Below are 13,791 nucleotides of genomic sequence, written 5' to 3' on the forward strand. Positions count from 1 at the left end.
TACACCGCAGCCACCAGAAAGGTTCCGGATCCGGCCATGGCGCTCTCCCTGTACGTCGACACCGCTCGCTGGCGGGCGCACCAGAAGTCCGTGGTCGACCAGTTCCCGGGGATCATCCCGGTCTGCAAGGGCAACGGTTACGGCTTCGGCCACGAGCGGCTCGCCGAGGAGGTGAACCGGTTCGGCTCGGACATCCTGGCGGTCGGCACCACCTATGAGGCCGCCCGCATCAAGGACTGGTTCGGCGGCGACCTGCTGGTGCTGACGCCGTTCCGCCGGGGCGAGGAGCCGGTGCCGCTGCCGGACCGCGTCATCCGCTCCGTGTCGTCGGTGGACGGTGTGCACGCCCTGGTGGGCGCGCGCGTGGTCATCGAGTGCATGAGCTCGATGAAGCGCCACGGCGTCAAGGAGGAGGAGCTCGGCATGCTCCACTCCGCGATCGCCGACGTGCGCCTGGAGGGCTTCGCCCTGCACCTCCCGCTCGACCGCACCGACGGCTCGGACGCCGTCGAGGAGGTCATCGCCTGGATGGACCGGCTGCGCGCGGCCCGGCTGCCGCTGCACACCATGTTCGTCAGCCATCTGCGGGCCGAGGAGCTGGCACGGCTGCAGCAGCAGTTCCCGCAGACCCGCTTCCGCGCCCGCATCGGCACCCGGCTGTGGCTCGGCGACCACGATGCCACCGAGTACCGGGGAGCCGTCCTGGACGTCACCCGGGTCGCCAAGGGTGATCGTTTCGGCTACCGCCAGCAGAAGGCGGCCTCCGACGGCTGGCTGGTCGTGGTCGCGGGCGGCACCTCGCACGGTGTGGGCCTGGAGGCTCCGAAGGCGCTGCACGGGGTGATGCCGCGGGCCAAGGGCGTCGCCCGGGCCGGGCTCGCGACGGTCAACCGCAATCTGTCGCCGTTCGTCTGGGACGGCAAGCAGCGCTGGTTCGCGGAGCCGCCGCACATGCAGGTCTCGATCCTGTTCGTCCCCTCCGACTCGCAGGAGCCGCGGGTGGGCGACGAACTGGTGGCCCACCTGCGGCACACCACCACGCAGTTCGACCGCCTGGTCGACCGCTAGGCGGCAGCGGCCACACCGCGCACGAGGACATGGAGAAGGGCCCCTGCCGACCCGGCAGGGGCCCTTCTCGCGGTCTCTAGGCGCCGGGGGCGGGTTTGCCCCACTCCACCCGCGGGCCCTCCACCAGCGGCGCCGCGTGCCTCGGCGGATGCGCCGCACGGCCCAGGACGAACACGTCCTTCGCCCCGTCCAGGGCACCCCCGGACGGATCGTCCGAGCCGTCGCGCCGTACGAGGTCCCGCTCGGGCATCAGGATGTCGCGCACGACGACCGCACAGAGGTAGAGCGTCGCCAGCAGATGGGCGGCGATGGCCAGCTGGTAGCCCTCCGGCGGAAGGCCCTGGTGCTTCTCCCCGCTCATCGTGTACGCCAGGTACATCCAGATGCCGAGGAAGTACACGACCTCGCCGGCCTGCCAGATCAGGAAGTCCCGCCAGCGGGGCCTGGCCAGCGCGGCCAGCGGGATCAGCCACAGCACGTACTGCGGCGAGTAGACCTTGTTGGTGAGAACGAACGCCGCGACGACCAGGAAGGCCAGCTGTGCGAAGCGGGGGCGGCGCGGAGCCGTGAGCGTGAGCGCCGCGATCCCCCCGCACAGCAGCACCATCAGCAGCGTCGCCAGGTTGTTGACCGTGCTGACGTCCAGGGACTTGCCGGTGCGCTGGGAGATGATCAGCCAGAACGAGCCGAAGTCGACGGAACGCTCCTGGCTGAACGTGTAGAACTTCTTCCAGCCCTCGGGGGCGAGCAGCATCACCGGCACGTTCACCAGCAGCCAGGAGCCCGCGGCGCCGAGCAGGGCCAGTCCGTACTGGCGCCACTTCCCCGCCCGCCAGCACAGGAACAGCAGTGGCCCCAGGAGCAGGACGGGATAGAGCTTGGCGGCCGTCGCCAGCCCGATGAGGATGCCGAAGGCGAGCGGGCGGCTGCGGGACCACATCAGCATCGCGGCTGAGGTGAGGGCGATGGCGAAGAGGTCCCAGTTGATGGTCGCGGTCAGCGCGAAGGCGGGCGCCAGGGCTACCAGCAGGGCGTCCCAGGGACGGCGCCGGTGCGTACGGGCCACACAGACGGCGATGACGGTCGCGCAGACCATCAGCATCCCCGCGTTGACCATCCAGTACATCTGCTCGCGGTGCTGCATGCTGCCGCCCACGGGCGCCGTGATCCATGCGGCCACCTCCATGAACAACCCGGTCAGGACGGGGTATTCGAGGTAGTCCATGTCGCCGTTGAGGCGGTCGAAGTACGGCACCAGATCGTCGGCGAAGCCCCGCCCCACGTACAGGTGCGGGATGTCGGAGTAGCAGGCGTGGGTGTACTGGGAGTTCGCGCCCCGGAACCAGGCCCAGTCGTAGCAGGGGGCCTTCTGGGCCATTCCGAGGGCGAACATGCCGATCGCGACGAGGGCGATCACCCGCACGGGGGTGAGCCAGTGGCCCGCCCCCGACGCCCAGCGGCCCATGGGACCGCCCAGCAGCTCGCTGCCGGCCGCGGCGACCTCGTCCTGTTCCGTGGGCCGGACGACCGGTTCGGCGGGCTCGTCGCGCCGGTCCTCGTCCGTACGGGCACTGGTCTCGCTCGTCATGCCGCACATCCTGCCGTAGAGCTCTGTGGAAATGCCGAGGGGCGATGTTTCACGTGAAACGTGGTTCCTGGTTTCACGTGAAACATCGCCCCCGGATGCCTGCCCGCGTCAGCCGGGCACGCGGTGCGCGCTAGCCGTTGGGGCCTCCGATGATGGCGCCGCCATCACCCCGGCCCGGTTTGGAGCTGCTCGGCGACGGTGTGCCGGTGGGCCCGCCCACATTTCCGTCGGTGGTGCCCTGATCGGTTCCGGCGTCCGAACCACCGGGACCACCGCAGTTCCAGTCCCACTTGCCGCAGGACTTGGTGGGCTTCGGGGACTTCGACGGTGTCAGCGACGGAGTCGGCGACGGCATCTGCTCGGACTGCGACGGGGACGGGGAGGGCGACGGGGAAGCCGTGGGGCTGGGCGACATGCCGCCGCCGTACACCTTGTCGCCGATCGCCTCGGGCGTCGGGAAGTCGACGGACGGGACGCCGTTCAGCGCCTGCTCCATGTAGTCGTGCCAGATGGTCGACGGGAACGACGCACCATGGATCTTCTCCTGGCCGCCGGTGCCGAACATCTTCAGGAACTCGCGCTTCTTGTTCGTCTCGTTGTCGTCGAGGCGGTACATGCTCACCGCGGTCGACAGCTGCGGCGTGTAGCCGACGAACCAGGCGGACCGGTTGCCGTCGGTGGTACCGGTCTTGCCCGCCACATCACGGCCGCTGAGCTGGGCGTTGGTACCGGTGCCCTTCTCCACCACGTTCTTCAGGACGTCCGTCACGTTGTCCGCGATGGCCGCAGAGAAGGCGCGGGTGCCCTTGTCATCGTGCTGGTAGATGACCCGGCCGCGCTTGTTGACCTTCTCGACCGAGTACGGGTCGTGGTGCATCCCGCTGGTCGCGAAGGTGGCGTACGCGCCGGCCATACGGATCGCGCTGGGGGAGGAGGTGCCGATGGAGAACGACGGCACGCTCGACGAGGCGAGGCTGTCCTTGCGCAGACCGGCCGCCAGGGCGACGTCCCTCACCTTGTCCGTACCGACGTCCATGCCGAGCTGGACGTAGGGCGTGTTCGCCGACTCCTGCATCGCGTACCGCAGGTCGATGCCGTAGCTGGGCGGGTTGTAGGACTCATTGCCGTCGTTGGTCTGGAGCCACTGCTCGCCCTTCTCGTTGGTCCAGACGCTCCCGTCGTAGTTCTTGATCTTCAGCTTGTTCATGCCGCTGTAGATGCTCTTCGGGGAGACCGGGGTCCGCTCCGACTCGCCCTGGTCCTTGGGGCCCTTGGGGTCGCGCTTGCCGTACTCCATGGCGGCGGCCAGCACGAAGGGCTTGAAGGTCGAGCCGACCTGCGCACCGGTCTGGTCGGCGTTGTTGGTGAAGTGCTTGGTGGCGTCCTCGCCGCCGTAGAGCGCCTTGATGGCTCCGCTCTTGGTGTCCACCGACGCCGCGCCGAACTGGACGAAGGTGTCCTTCTCCGGGCGCTTCTTCGGGTCGATGTTCTTCTTGCGGACCTTCTTCACCACGTCTTCGAGCGCCTGGACCTTCTTCTTGTCGAAGGTCGTGTGGATCTCGTAGCCGCCTTGGTCCAGGTCACCGGCGGTGATGCCCTGGGTGTTGTTGTTGACGAAGTACGCCTTGGAGAGGCTGACCAGATAGCCGATCTGCCCGCTGAGCTGCGCGTTCTTCTTGGGCTTGTCCGGCATCGGGAAGGTGGTGAACTTCGCCCGCTCCGCTGCCGGGAGGTGGCCGTCCTTCACCTCTTCGTCGAGGATCCAGGCCCACCGGTTCATCGCGTTCTTGGTGTTCTGCTGCGGCGTGGCCGCCGGGTCGATCTCGGTGGCGCCGGCCGGGTCGAAGTACGTGGCTCCCTTGAGCAGCGAGGCGAGGAACGCGCACTGGCTGGGGTCGAGGTTCTGGGCGTCCTTGCTGTAGTACGTGCGGGCCGCGGCCTGGAGGCCGTAGGCGCCGCGCCCGTAGTAGGCAGTGTTGAGATAGCCCGCCATGATCTCGCTCTTCTTCTTGGTCGCGCCGACCTTGATGGAGATGAAGAGCTCTTTGAACTTACGGGTCAGCGTCTGCGACTGGTCGTCGAGCCGGGCGTTCTTCACATACTGCTGGGTGATCGTGGAGCCACCCTGCGTGTGTCCGCCCTTGGCCATGTTCACCAGGGCGCGCGCGATGCCCTGCGGGTCGACGCCGGAGTCGGTCTCGAAGGTCTTGTTCTCGGCCGAGATGACCGCGTACCGCATGGCGGCCGGGATCTTCTCGTACGCGATGATCTGCCGGTTGACCTCGCCACCGGTCGCGACCATCTGCGATCCGTCGGCCCAGTAGTAGACGTTGTTCTCGGCGGTGGCCGCCTGGGCCACGTTCGGGACGCTGACCGTCCAGTAGGCGATGCCGATGACGATCACGAGCGTGCCGAGGAATCCCAGGCACAGCCCGCTCATCAGCTTCCACGAGGGCATCCAGCGCCGCCACCCGCGCTTGTTGTGGCGCGGGTAGTCGATGAAACGCTTCTTGCCCGGGCGCCGGTTTCCGGGACCCGAGCCGCCACGGCGGCCACCGGGGCCCGCCGCAGCGCCGCCACCGGGCTCGGCTCCTCGTCTGCGTCCGCCCCGCTGGGCGGCCCGCCGCGCCTCGGCACGTCCACCCGTCGGTCGCTGCTCTCCGTACGAAGCGGAGGGGGACCCCGTGGCGGAGTCCCGGGCGGGGGCCGCGCGCCGGCCGGACGGCTGCTGGGCAGCCCTCCGGGCCGCGGCACGGCCGCCGCCTTGCGATTCCGGCGGTTTACGACGGTGCTCGCTCATCGAACGACTACTCCTCGGGCAGGCGAGTGCGCCTGAAAGCGACTGGTGTGTTCCGGTCCCCCCGATACACGGACCAGCCCTGCGACGAGCTCGTCCGCCGTGCACCCGGTATACCGATGGCGCGAATCGCGCCGACGCCCCCTGACGTCACTCGGCTCCCGGTGGTCTGCATGCCGCACAGACTACGCACGGTCAAAACCCGCCTAGGGCCGAAGTTCACCCCAAATCAGGCAACTTGCTTGCGATCAATTGACGATGTGACGCCGTTCACGATGACCCCTCTTGTCGCAGCCGCGTCACCGTTCTATCGTCATGATGTATCGAGTCGATACATCAGCACGGCATAAAGGTCCGCGGCAGCAGAGGAGGCGAAGGTTGAGCAGGCGCTCCGGCATCCTCGAATTCGCCGTTCTCGGCCTGCTTCGCGAGGCCCCGATGCACGGGTACGAGCTGCGCAAGCGGCTCAACACCTCACTGGGGATCTTCCGGGCCTTCAGTTACGGGACCCTCTACCCCTGCCTCAAGACGCTGGTCGCGAGCGGCTGGTTGATCGAGGAACCGGGCAGCGCCCCCGAAGAGGCCCTGGCCGCTTCACTCGCAGGGCGCCGGGCCAAGATCGTCTACCGGTTGACGGCCGAGGGGAAGGAGCACTTCGAAGAGCTGCTCTCCCACACCGGCCCCGACACCTGGGAGGACGAGCACTTCGCCGCTCGTTTCGCCTTCTTCGGGCAGACGGAGCGCGAGGTGCGGATGCGCGTGCTGGAAGGTCGTCGCAGCCGGCTGGAGGAGCGCCTCGAAAAGATGCGCGCCTCCCTGGCCCGTACGCGCGAGCGCCTGGACGACTACACGCTTGAGCTGCAGCGCCACGGCATGGAGTCCGTGGAGCGCGAGGTGCGCTGGCTGAACGAGCTCATCGAGAGCGAGCGGGCAGGGCGGGATCAGCGATCCGGCCGGGCCACCGGCTCCGCTCAGCAGGACCACACAACTGGAGAGACGGGCGGCCTGCCCCGGCATCGGGACAGCACCCGGCCGGATCCGTCCGAGGACACCGCCAACTGAAGGCCCTGCACCCGCAGGACTTCGTCGAGAACACACAGGGAGCAACCGGAATGGGTTCGGTTCGCGTAGCCATCGTCGGCGTGGGCAACTGCGCCGCCTCGCTGGTGCAGGGCGTCGAGTACTACAAGGACGCCGACCCGGCCGGCAAGGTGCCGGGTCTGATGCACGTCCAGTTCGGCGACTACCACGTCAAGGACGTGGAGTTCGTGGCCGCGTTCGACGTGGACGCCAAGAAGGTCGGCCTGGACCTCGCGGACGCCATCGGCGCCAGCGAGAACAACACCATCAAGATCGCGGACGTGCCCACCACGGGCGTCACCGTCCAGCGCGGTCACACCCACGACGGTCTGGGCAAGTACTACCGCCAGACCATCGAGGAGTCCGCCGAGGCCCCGGTCGACATCGTCCAGATCCTCAAGGACAAGCAGGTCGACGTTCTCGTCTGCTACCTCCCCGTCGGTTCCGAGGTCGCCGCGAAGTTCTACGCGCAGTGCGCCATCGACGCCAAGGTCGCGTTCGTCAACGCCCTCCCGGTCTTCATCGCCGGCACCAAGGAGTGGGCGGACAAGTTCACCGAGGCCGGTGTCCCGATCGTCGGTGACGACATCAAGTCGCAGGTCGGCGCCACCATCACGCACCGCGTCATGGCGAAGCTGTTCGAGGACCGGGGCGTCATCCTGGACCGCACGATGCAGCTGAACGTCGGCGGCAACATGGACTTCAAGAACATGCTCGAGCGCGAGCGCCTGGAGTCCAAGAAGATCTCGAAGACGCAGGCCGTCACCTCGCAGATCCCCGACCGTGAGCTCGGCGAGAAGAACGTCCACATCGGCCCGTCCGACTACGTCGCGTGGCTCGACGACCGCAAGTGGGCCTACGTCCGCCTCGAGGGCCGCGCCTTCGGTGACGTTCCGCTGAACCTCGAGTACAAGCTCGAGGTGTGGGACTCCCCGAACTCCGCGGGTGTCATCATCGACGCCGTGCGCGCCGCGAAGATCGCCAAGGACCGCGGCATCGGCGGCCCGATCCTCTCCGCGTCCTCGTACTTCATGAAGTCCCCGCCGGTCCAGTACTTCGACGACGAGGCCCGCGCCAACGTCGAGAAGTTCATCAAGGGCGAGGTCGAGCGCTAAGTCTCGGCTTTCCGCTCGACTGTTGAGGGTCCCCGTGCCGTGTCGGCACGGGGACCCTCTCCGTATGTGACGCTTGCACACATGCCTGTCGTGCGTGATCTGCGCGTACTCCTGCGCCTGAGAAATTTCCGGCATCTGCTGGCCGTACGGCTGCTCTCCCAGGCGTCGGACGGCGTCTACCAGGTCGCGCTGGCCACCCATGTCGTCTTCTCCCCCGAGAAGCAGACCTCGCCGACGGCGATCGCCTCGGCCATGGCAGTCCTGCTGCTGCCGTACTCCTTCGTCGGCCCGTTCGCGGGCGTCCTCCTGGACCGCTGGCAGCGGCGCCAGGTCTTTCTCTACGGGAACCTGCTGCGCGCCCTGCTGGCCGGCTGCACCGCGCTCCTTCTCCTCGCGGCGGCCCCCGACGTGCTCTTCTACGCCTCCGCCCTCTGCGTCACGGCCGTCAACCGCTTCGTCCTGGCCGGGCTCTCGGCCGCGCTGCCCCGGGTCGTCGACGAAGACCGGCTGGTGATCGCCAACGCGCTCTCCCCGACGGCCGGGACCCTGGCCGCCACCGCGGGCGGCGGCCTGGCCTTCGGCCTCCGGCTGGTGGTGCCGGCCGACGCCGCCACGGTGCTGCTCGGGTCGCTCCTCTACCTCTGCGCGGCGCTGTGGTCGCTGCGCCTGCCCACCGGGCTGCTGGGCCCGGATCCCGGGACCGTCCCGCCCCGGCTCGGCGCCGCCATCGGCACCACGGCGCGCGGTCTGGCGGAGGGGCTGCGCCATCTCGCCAAGCGCCGTGCAGCGGCCCGGGCGCTGACCGCGATGACGCTGCTGCGCTTCTGCTACGGCGCGCTGACGGTCATGGTGCTGATGCTCTGCCGGTACGCCTGGGCCGACGGCACCTCGGACGGGCTGGCCCTGCTGGGGCTCGCGGTGGGCATCTCGGGGGCCGGGTTCTTCGCGGCGGCCGTCGTGACGCCGGGGGCGGTGGCCAGGATGGGCCCGTACCGGTGGATGGCGGTGTGCGCGGGGACGGCCGCCGTCCTGGAACCGGCGCTCGGGCTGTCCTTCGCTCCCGTACCCATCCTCGTGGCCGCCTTCGTCCTGGGGCTGGTCACCCAGGGCGCCAAGATCTCCACGGACACCGTGGTGCAGTCCTCGGTGGACGACGCCTACCGCGGCCGGATCTTCTCCCTCTACGACGTGCTCTTCAACGTCGCCTTCGTCGGCGCCGCCGCGGTCGCCGCACTGATGCTGCCCTCTGACGGGAAATCGGCACCGCTGGTTGTCACGGTCTCGGCCATCTACCTGGCAGTAGCTGTGTTTATGACCCGCTTTCAGCGTGGGTGAGTGTCACATCGGGGATACAGAGGCCCCTCCGGTATCGGTGATGTCGGTGGGGGCCGCTACCTTACGGGCGTCATACATCACCTGTTTTTCACCAAGGGGGAACCCCTAAGTGTCCACTCCGCCGCCCCAGGGCCAGAACCCGTACGCGCCGCAGCCCAACGCCCCTTACGGCCAGCCGCAGGGTGCAGCCCCGTACGGACAGCCGCAGGGTGGTGCTCCCTACGGTCAGCCGGGCCAGCCCGGTGTCCCGCCGCAGCAGTCGCCCTACTTCAACCAGGGCGGCCCGATACCGCCCGCCCCCGCGCCCGCCCCGCCGCGCCGCAACGTCAAGAAGATCGTCCGGATCGTCATCGCCGTGGGTGTCGTCGTCGCGGCGGCCGTGGGCTGGTTCACCAGCCGTCATGACGCCGACACCGCCAAGGTCGGCGACTGCATGAGCATCGGCAACCCCGGCTCGGCGACCCACCCGGACCTGAAGGTCGTCGGCTGCGACGACTCCAAGGCCAAGTACAAGGTCGTGGAGAAGAAGGACGACAACAGCGGCTGCGACCGCACGAAGTACTCCGAGTACACCCAGACGGGCGGCAGCAAGGACTTCACGCTCTGCCTGGAGGACTACAAGAAGTAGTCCGGGCGGGCCGCCGGGCCCGAACAGCGGCAGGGGCGATGTTTCACGTGAAACATCGCCCCTCGCCGTATGGCCGTGCCGTCATGTTTCACGTGAAACATCGCGCCCGAGGGCCCTCATGCCATGTTTCACGTGAAACATGGCCTCAGCCCTGCTCGGCCCACCACTCCTTGAGGGCCGCGACGGCCGCGTCGCGGTCCATCGGGCCGTTCTCCAGCCGCAGCTCCAGCAGGTGCTTGTACGCCTGGCCGATCGCCGGGCCGGGGCCGATCCCCAGGATCTCCTGGATCTCGTTGCCGTTGAGGTCCGGGCGAATCGAGTCGAGCTCCTCCTGCTCCTTGAGCTCGGCGATCCGGTCCTCCAGCCCGTCGTACGCCTTGGACAGGGCACCGGCCTTGCGCTTGTTGCGCGTGGTGCAATCCGAGCGGGTCAGCTTGTGCAGTCGCTCAAGCAGGGGACCCGCGTCCCGTACGTACCGGCGCACCGCCGAGTCGGTCCACTCGCCGGTTCCATAGCCGTGGAAGCGCAGATGCAGCTCCACCAGCCGCGAGACGTCCTTGACCATGTCGTTGGAGTACTTCAGCGCGGTCATGCGCTTCTTGGTCATCTTCGCGCCGACCACCTCGTGGTGATGGAAGGAGACCCGCCCGTCCTGCTCGAAGCGGCGTGTCCGCGGCTTGCCGATGTCGTGCAGCAGCGCGGCCAGCCGCAGGATCAGGTCCGGTCCGTCCTTCTCCAGGTCGATGGCCTGGTCCAGGACCGTCAGCGAGTGCTCGTAGACGTCCTTGTGCCGGTGGTGCTCGTCGCTCTCCAGGCGCAGCGCGGGAAGCTCGGGCAGGACGTGGTCCGCGAGGCCGGTCTCGACGAGCAGCCGCAGGCCCTTGCGGGGGTACGCGGAGAGCAGCAGCTTGTTCAGCTCGTCCCGGACGCGCTCGGCGGAGACGATCTCGATCCGGTCGGCCATCTCCGTCATCGCGGTGACGACCTCGGGAGCCACTTCGAAGTCGAGCTGCGCCGCGAAGCGCGCGGCCCGCATCATGCGCAGCGGGTCGTCCGAGAAGGACTCCTCCGGGGTGCCGGGGGTGCGCAGCACGCGCTCCGCCAGGTCCTCCAGGCCGCCGTGCGGGTCGACGAACTCCTTCTCGGGGAGCGCGACGGCCATCGCGTTGACGGTGAAGTCACGGCGGACCAGATCCTGCTCGATGGAGTCGCCGTAGGAGACCTCGGGCTTGCGGGAGGTCCGGTCGTACGCCTCGGAGCGGTAGGTGGTCACCTCGATGAGGTAGCCGTCCTTCTGGCAGCCGACGGTGCCGAAGGCGATCCCGACCTCCCAGACCGCGTCCGACCACGGGCGCACGATCTTCAGCACGTCCTCGGGGCGGGCGTCGGTCGTGAAGTCCAGGTCGTTCCCGAGCCTGCCGAGCAGCGCGTCCCGTACCGAGCCGCCGACCAGGGCAAGCGAGAACCCGGCCTCCTGGAAGCGGCGGGCGAGGTCGTCGGCGACCGGGGACACCCGCAGCAGTTCGCTGACCGCGCGGCGCTGCACCTGGCTCAGGGCACTGGGATTGTCTTCGTTGGCGTTCGGCACAACAGAAAAGGGTACGTGCCCCGGCCGACCGGAGCGTCATCGTTTCCGGGCGCCCGGGCGGGCTCGTCCCGCGAGGCACTTCGAAGGCCCCGTACGGCGCCCCACCAGCGGCCTGACAGACTCTTCCGATCATGTGGAGCAGTCCACGGCACTTCGCCACAGTCCACCTCGTTACCATGCGTGGACGCATCAATCGACAACCACCGACACAGCTGACGACGACGAGGGACGGGCGACGCGTGGCCGAGGCGGCAGACTCTCAGGGGATGGGCCCCTCTCCTGCCCGCCGGTGGCTGCGCCGCACAGCGGCGCTGCTGGTCGGCACACCTTTGATCGCCGGTCTGCTCTCGGGCACCGGCGCCGCACCGGCGGCCGGGGCGGCCGTGCCGGCCAAGGCCGGGACCGGCTCGCGCACGGTCCAGGTGACGCTGGACTCGATGACTCCCAGCGCCCCCGTCAAGAACGACACGCTGACGATCTCCGGCACGGTCACCAACAGCGGCAAGCAGGCCATCACCAGCGCCCATGTGGGGCTGCGGGTGGGCCAGCGGCTGGCCGGGCGCACCGCCATCGACGAGGCTTCACAGCGCACCGTCTTCACCCCGGGCCTGGACCCCGCAGAGCTCGGCGACGGGTTCACGGTGAAGTTCCGGAAGCTCGCGCCCGGCATCAGCCAGGACTTCACGCTCTCCGTCCCGGTGAACAAGCTCGGCCTGGACGGGGACGGGGTCTATCAGCTCGGCGTCTCCCTGTCGGGCCAGACGTCGAACCAGCCCTACGAGCAGGTGCTGGGCATCCAGCGGACCTTCCTGCCGTGGCAGCCCGACGCCGTCGACGGCAAGAAGTCGCAGCTCACCTACATGTGGCCGCTGACCACCTCGATCCATCTCACCGCCCAGACGGGCTCCGACGAGCAGCAGACGCCGGTCTTCGCCGATGACGCGCTGGCCGCCGAGCTCGCGCCCGGCGGGCGGCTGGAGCGGATGGTCTCGCTCGGCAGCCAGCTGTCGGTGACCTGGGTGGTCGATCCCGACCTGCTGGCCACCGTCGACGCGATGACCCGCAACTACCGGGTGAAGTCCGAGGACGGCGACGTGCCGGGCACCAACCAGGACGTGGCCAAGCAATGGCTGAGCCAGTTGGAGAACGCGGTGCAGGGCGACAAGGTCGTCGCCCTGCCGTTCGCCGACCCCGACCTGGCCTCGCTCGCCCACCGCGGCAAGGAGGTCTCCGGGTCGCTCAGCCATCTGCAGGGCGCCACGGACGTCGCCGAGAAGACCGTGGAGACGATCCTCCATGTGACGCCCTCGGTGGACTTCGCCTGGCCGGTGGACGGCGCGGTGGACCCCTCCATCGTGGACGTGGCCACCTCGGCCGGCGCCCACAACGTGATCGCCCGCAGCGACAGCCTCCGCGAGACCCGTGACCTCGGGTACTCGCCGACGGCCGCCCGCCCGATCGGCGGCGGCACCACGGCCGTCGTCGCCGACGCCCGGCTCTCCACGGCCTTCGAGGGCGACATGTCGAAGGCGGGCAATTCGACGCTGGCGGTCCAGGAGTTCCTCGCCCAGTCGCTGGCCGTCACGCTCCAGGACACGGACAAGCAGCGCAGCATCGTCGTCGCGCCCCAGCGGATGCCGTCCGCCAGCCAGGCCCAGACGATGGCGATCGCCGTGCGCGCCCTGAGCGCCCAGCGCTGGACCCAGTCGCTGAACCTCGTCGCGGCTGCCGCGGCCAAGCCCGACGCCCATGCCACCGCCCGGGTGCCCGGCTCCTCCTCGTACCCGGGATCGCTGCGCAAGCAGGAGCTTCCGGTGCAGGCGTTCCAGGACATGAAGAGCACCCAGGGCACCCTGGACAAGTTCAAGGTCGTCCTCAGCGCCCCCGACCGGGTGGTCACGCCCTTCGGCAACGCCATCAACCGCGAGATGTCGACGTCCTGGCGCGGCGACCCCGAAGGGGGGACGGTCTACCGGGCCGGAGTGCAGAGCTATCTGGACAAGCTCACCGGTGAGGTCCGCCTCATCCAGAAGTCCACGGCCACCATGTCCGGGCGCAGCGCCACGCTGGCCGTCACGGTGCAGAACCAGCTGGTCCAGCCCGTCGGCAACCTGGTGCTGCGGCTGGAGCCGAGCAGCCCGACCCGTCTCCAGGTGACCACCAGCGAGGACGACAACGGCGGCCAGCCGGTCAAGATCGACGGAGGCCACAGCCAGTCGGTGAAGTTCACCGCCACGGCCAACGCCAACGGCCCCGTTCAGGTGACGGCGCGGCTCTATACGCAGGACGGCACACCCTACGGCGACCCCATGGAGTTCACCGTCCAGGTCTCCGAAATCACTCCGACCGTGATGCTGGTGATCGCCGGCGGTGTACTGCTGCTCGTGCTGGCGGGCATCAGGATGTACACCCAGCGCAAGCGCTCGACCGCCCGCAAGGAGGCCGAGAACGGCGACAGCGGTGACGGCGCAGACGCAGATGGCGGCGGCGATCCCGGGCAGCCGAGTGACCCGACACCGGACACCGGTCCGGAAAGCGGGGCCTCGCCCGGCACGGGTGAGAAAGTGGAGCATTGAGCTATCGCTATGCACC

9 protein-coding genes are annotated in these 13,791 nt (G+C 68.9%); 6 read left to right on the forward strand and 3 right to left on the reverse strand.

Going from position 1 to position 13,791, the window contains the following annotated elements:
• Positions 1–36 precede the first annotated feature (36 nt).
• Entirely contained in the window at positions 37–1,068 is a 1,032-nt protein-coding gene (locus AB5J87_RS17965) for an alanine racemase (protein ID WP_369377773.1), read from the forward strand.
• A gap of 76 nt (positions 1,069–1,144) precedes the next feature.
• On the opposite strand, the gene AB5J87_RS17970 is transcribed toward AB5J87_RS17965, so the two are convergent.
• Together AB5J87_RS17970 and AB5J87_RS17975 are read right to left on the reverse strand one after the other, a co-directional pair.
• Entirely contained in the window at positions 1,145–2,656 is a 1,512-nt protein-coding gene (locus AB5J87_RS17970) for a glycosyltransferase family 87 protein (protein WP_369377774.1), read from the reverse strand.
• Between the two features lie 130 nt (positions 2,657–2,786).
• On the reverse strand, positions 2,787–5,456 hold the full coding sequence (locus AB5J87_RS17975) for a transglycosylase domain-containing protein (protein ID WP_369377775.1): 2,670 nt from the start codon (positions 5,454–5,456) through the stop codon (positions 2,787–2,789).
• Between the two features lie 375 nt (positions 5,457–5,831).
• On the opposite strand from AB5J87_RS17975, the gene AB5J87_RS17980 reads away from it, so the two are divergent.
• The 4 genes from AB5J87_RS17980 to AB5J87_RS17995 all read left to right on the forward strand — a co-directional run bounded on the left by AB5J87_RS17980 (position 5,832) and on the right by AB5J87_RS17995 (position 9,611).
• Entirely contained in the window at positions 5,832–6,515 is a 684-nt protein-coding gene (locus tag AB5J87_RS17980; RefSeq protein ID WP_369377776.1) for a helix-turn-helix transcriptional regulator, read from the forward strand.
• A 50-nt stretch (positions 6,516–6,565) separates the two neighbouring features.
• Positions 6,566–7,648: an inositol-3-phosphate synthase gene (locus AB5J87_RS17985; protein ID WP_369377777.1), complete on the forward strand. Its 1,083-nt coding sequence runs from the start codon at positions 6,566–6,568 to the stop codon at positions 7,646–7,648.
• Positions 7,649–7,729: 81 nt separating this feature from the next.
• A complete protein-coding gene (locus AB5J87_RS17990) occupies positions 7,730–8,983 on the forward strand; it encodes an MFS transporter (RefSeq protein WP_369377778.1) in 1,254 nt (417 codons plus the stop codon).
• 109 nt (positions 8,984–9,092) lie between these two features.
• Positions 9,093–9,611 carry a hypothetical protein gene (locus AB5J87_RS17995; protein WP_369377779.1) on the forward strand — a complete coding sequence of 173 codons (519 nt, stop codon included), beginning with the start codon at positions 9,093–9,095 and terminating at the stop codon, positions 9,609–9,611.
• Positions 9,612–9,756: 145 nt separating this feature from the next.
• Here AB5J87_RS17995 and AB5J87_RS18000 read toward each other — a convergent pair whose 3' ends face one another.
• Positions 9,757–11,199 (reverse strand): CCA tRNA nucleotidyltransferase, encoded by a 1,443-nt coding sequence (locus AB5J87_RS18000; protein WP_369377780.1) that lies wholly within the window; start codon positions 11,197–11,199, stop codon positions 9,757–9,759.
• A 239-nt stretch (positions 11,200–11,438) separates the two neighbouring features.
• Here AB5J87_RS18000 and AB5J87_RS18005 point away from each other — a divergent pair, with 239 nt between their 5' ends.
• Positions 11,439–13,775, forward strand: coding sequence for a DUF6049 family protein (locus AB5J87_RS18005; RefSeq protein WP_369377781.1), 2,337 nt, complete (start codon positions 11,439–11,441; stop codon positions 13,773–13,775).
• Positions 13,776–13,791: the final 16 nt, after the last annotated feature.

This window comes from Streptomyces sp. cg36, assembly GCF_041080675.1.
GTDB lineage: Bacteria > Actinomycetota > Actinomycetes > Streptomycetales > Streptomycetaceae > Streptomyces.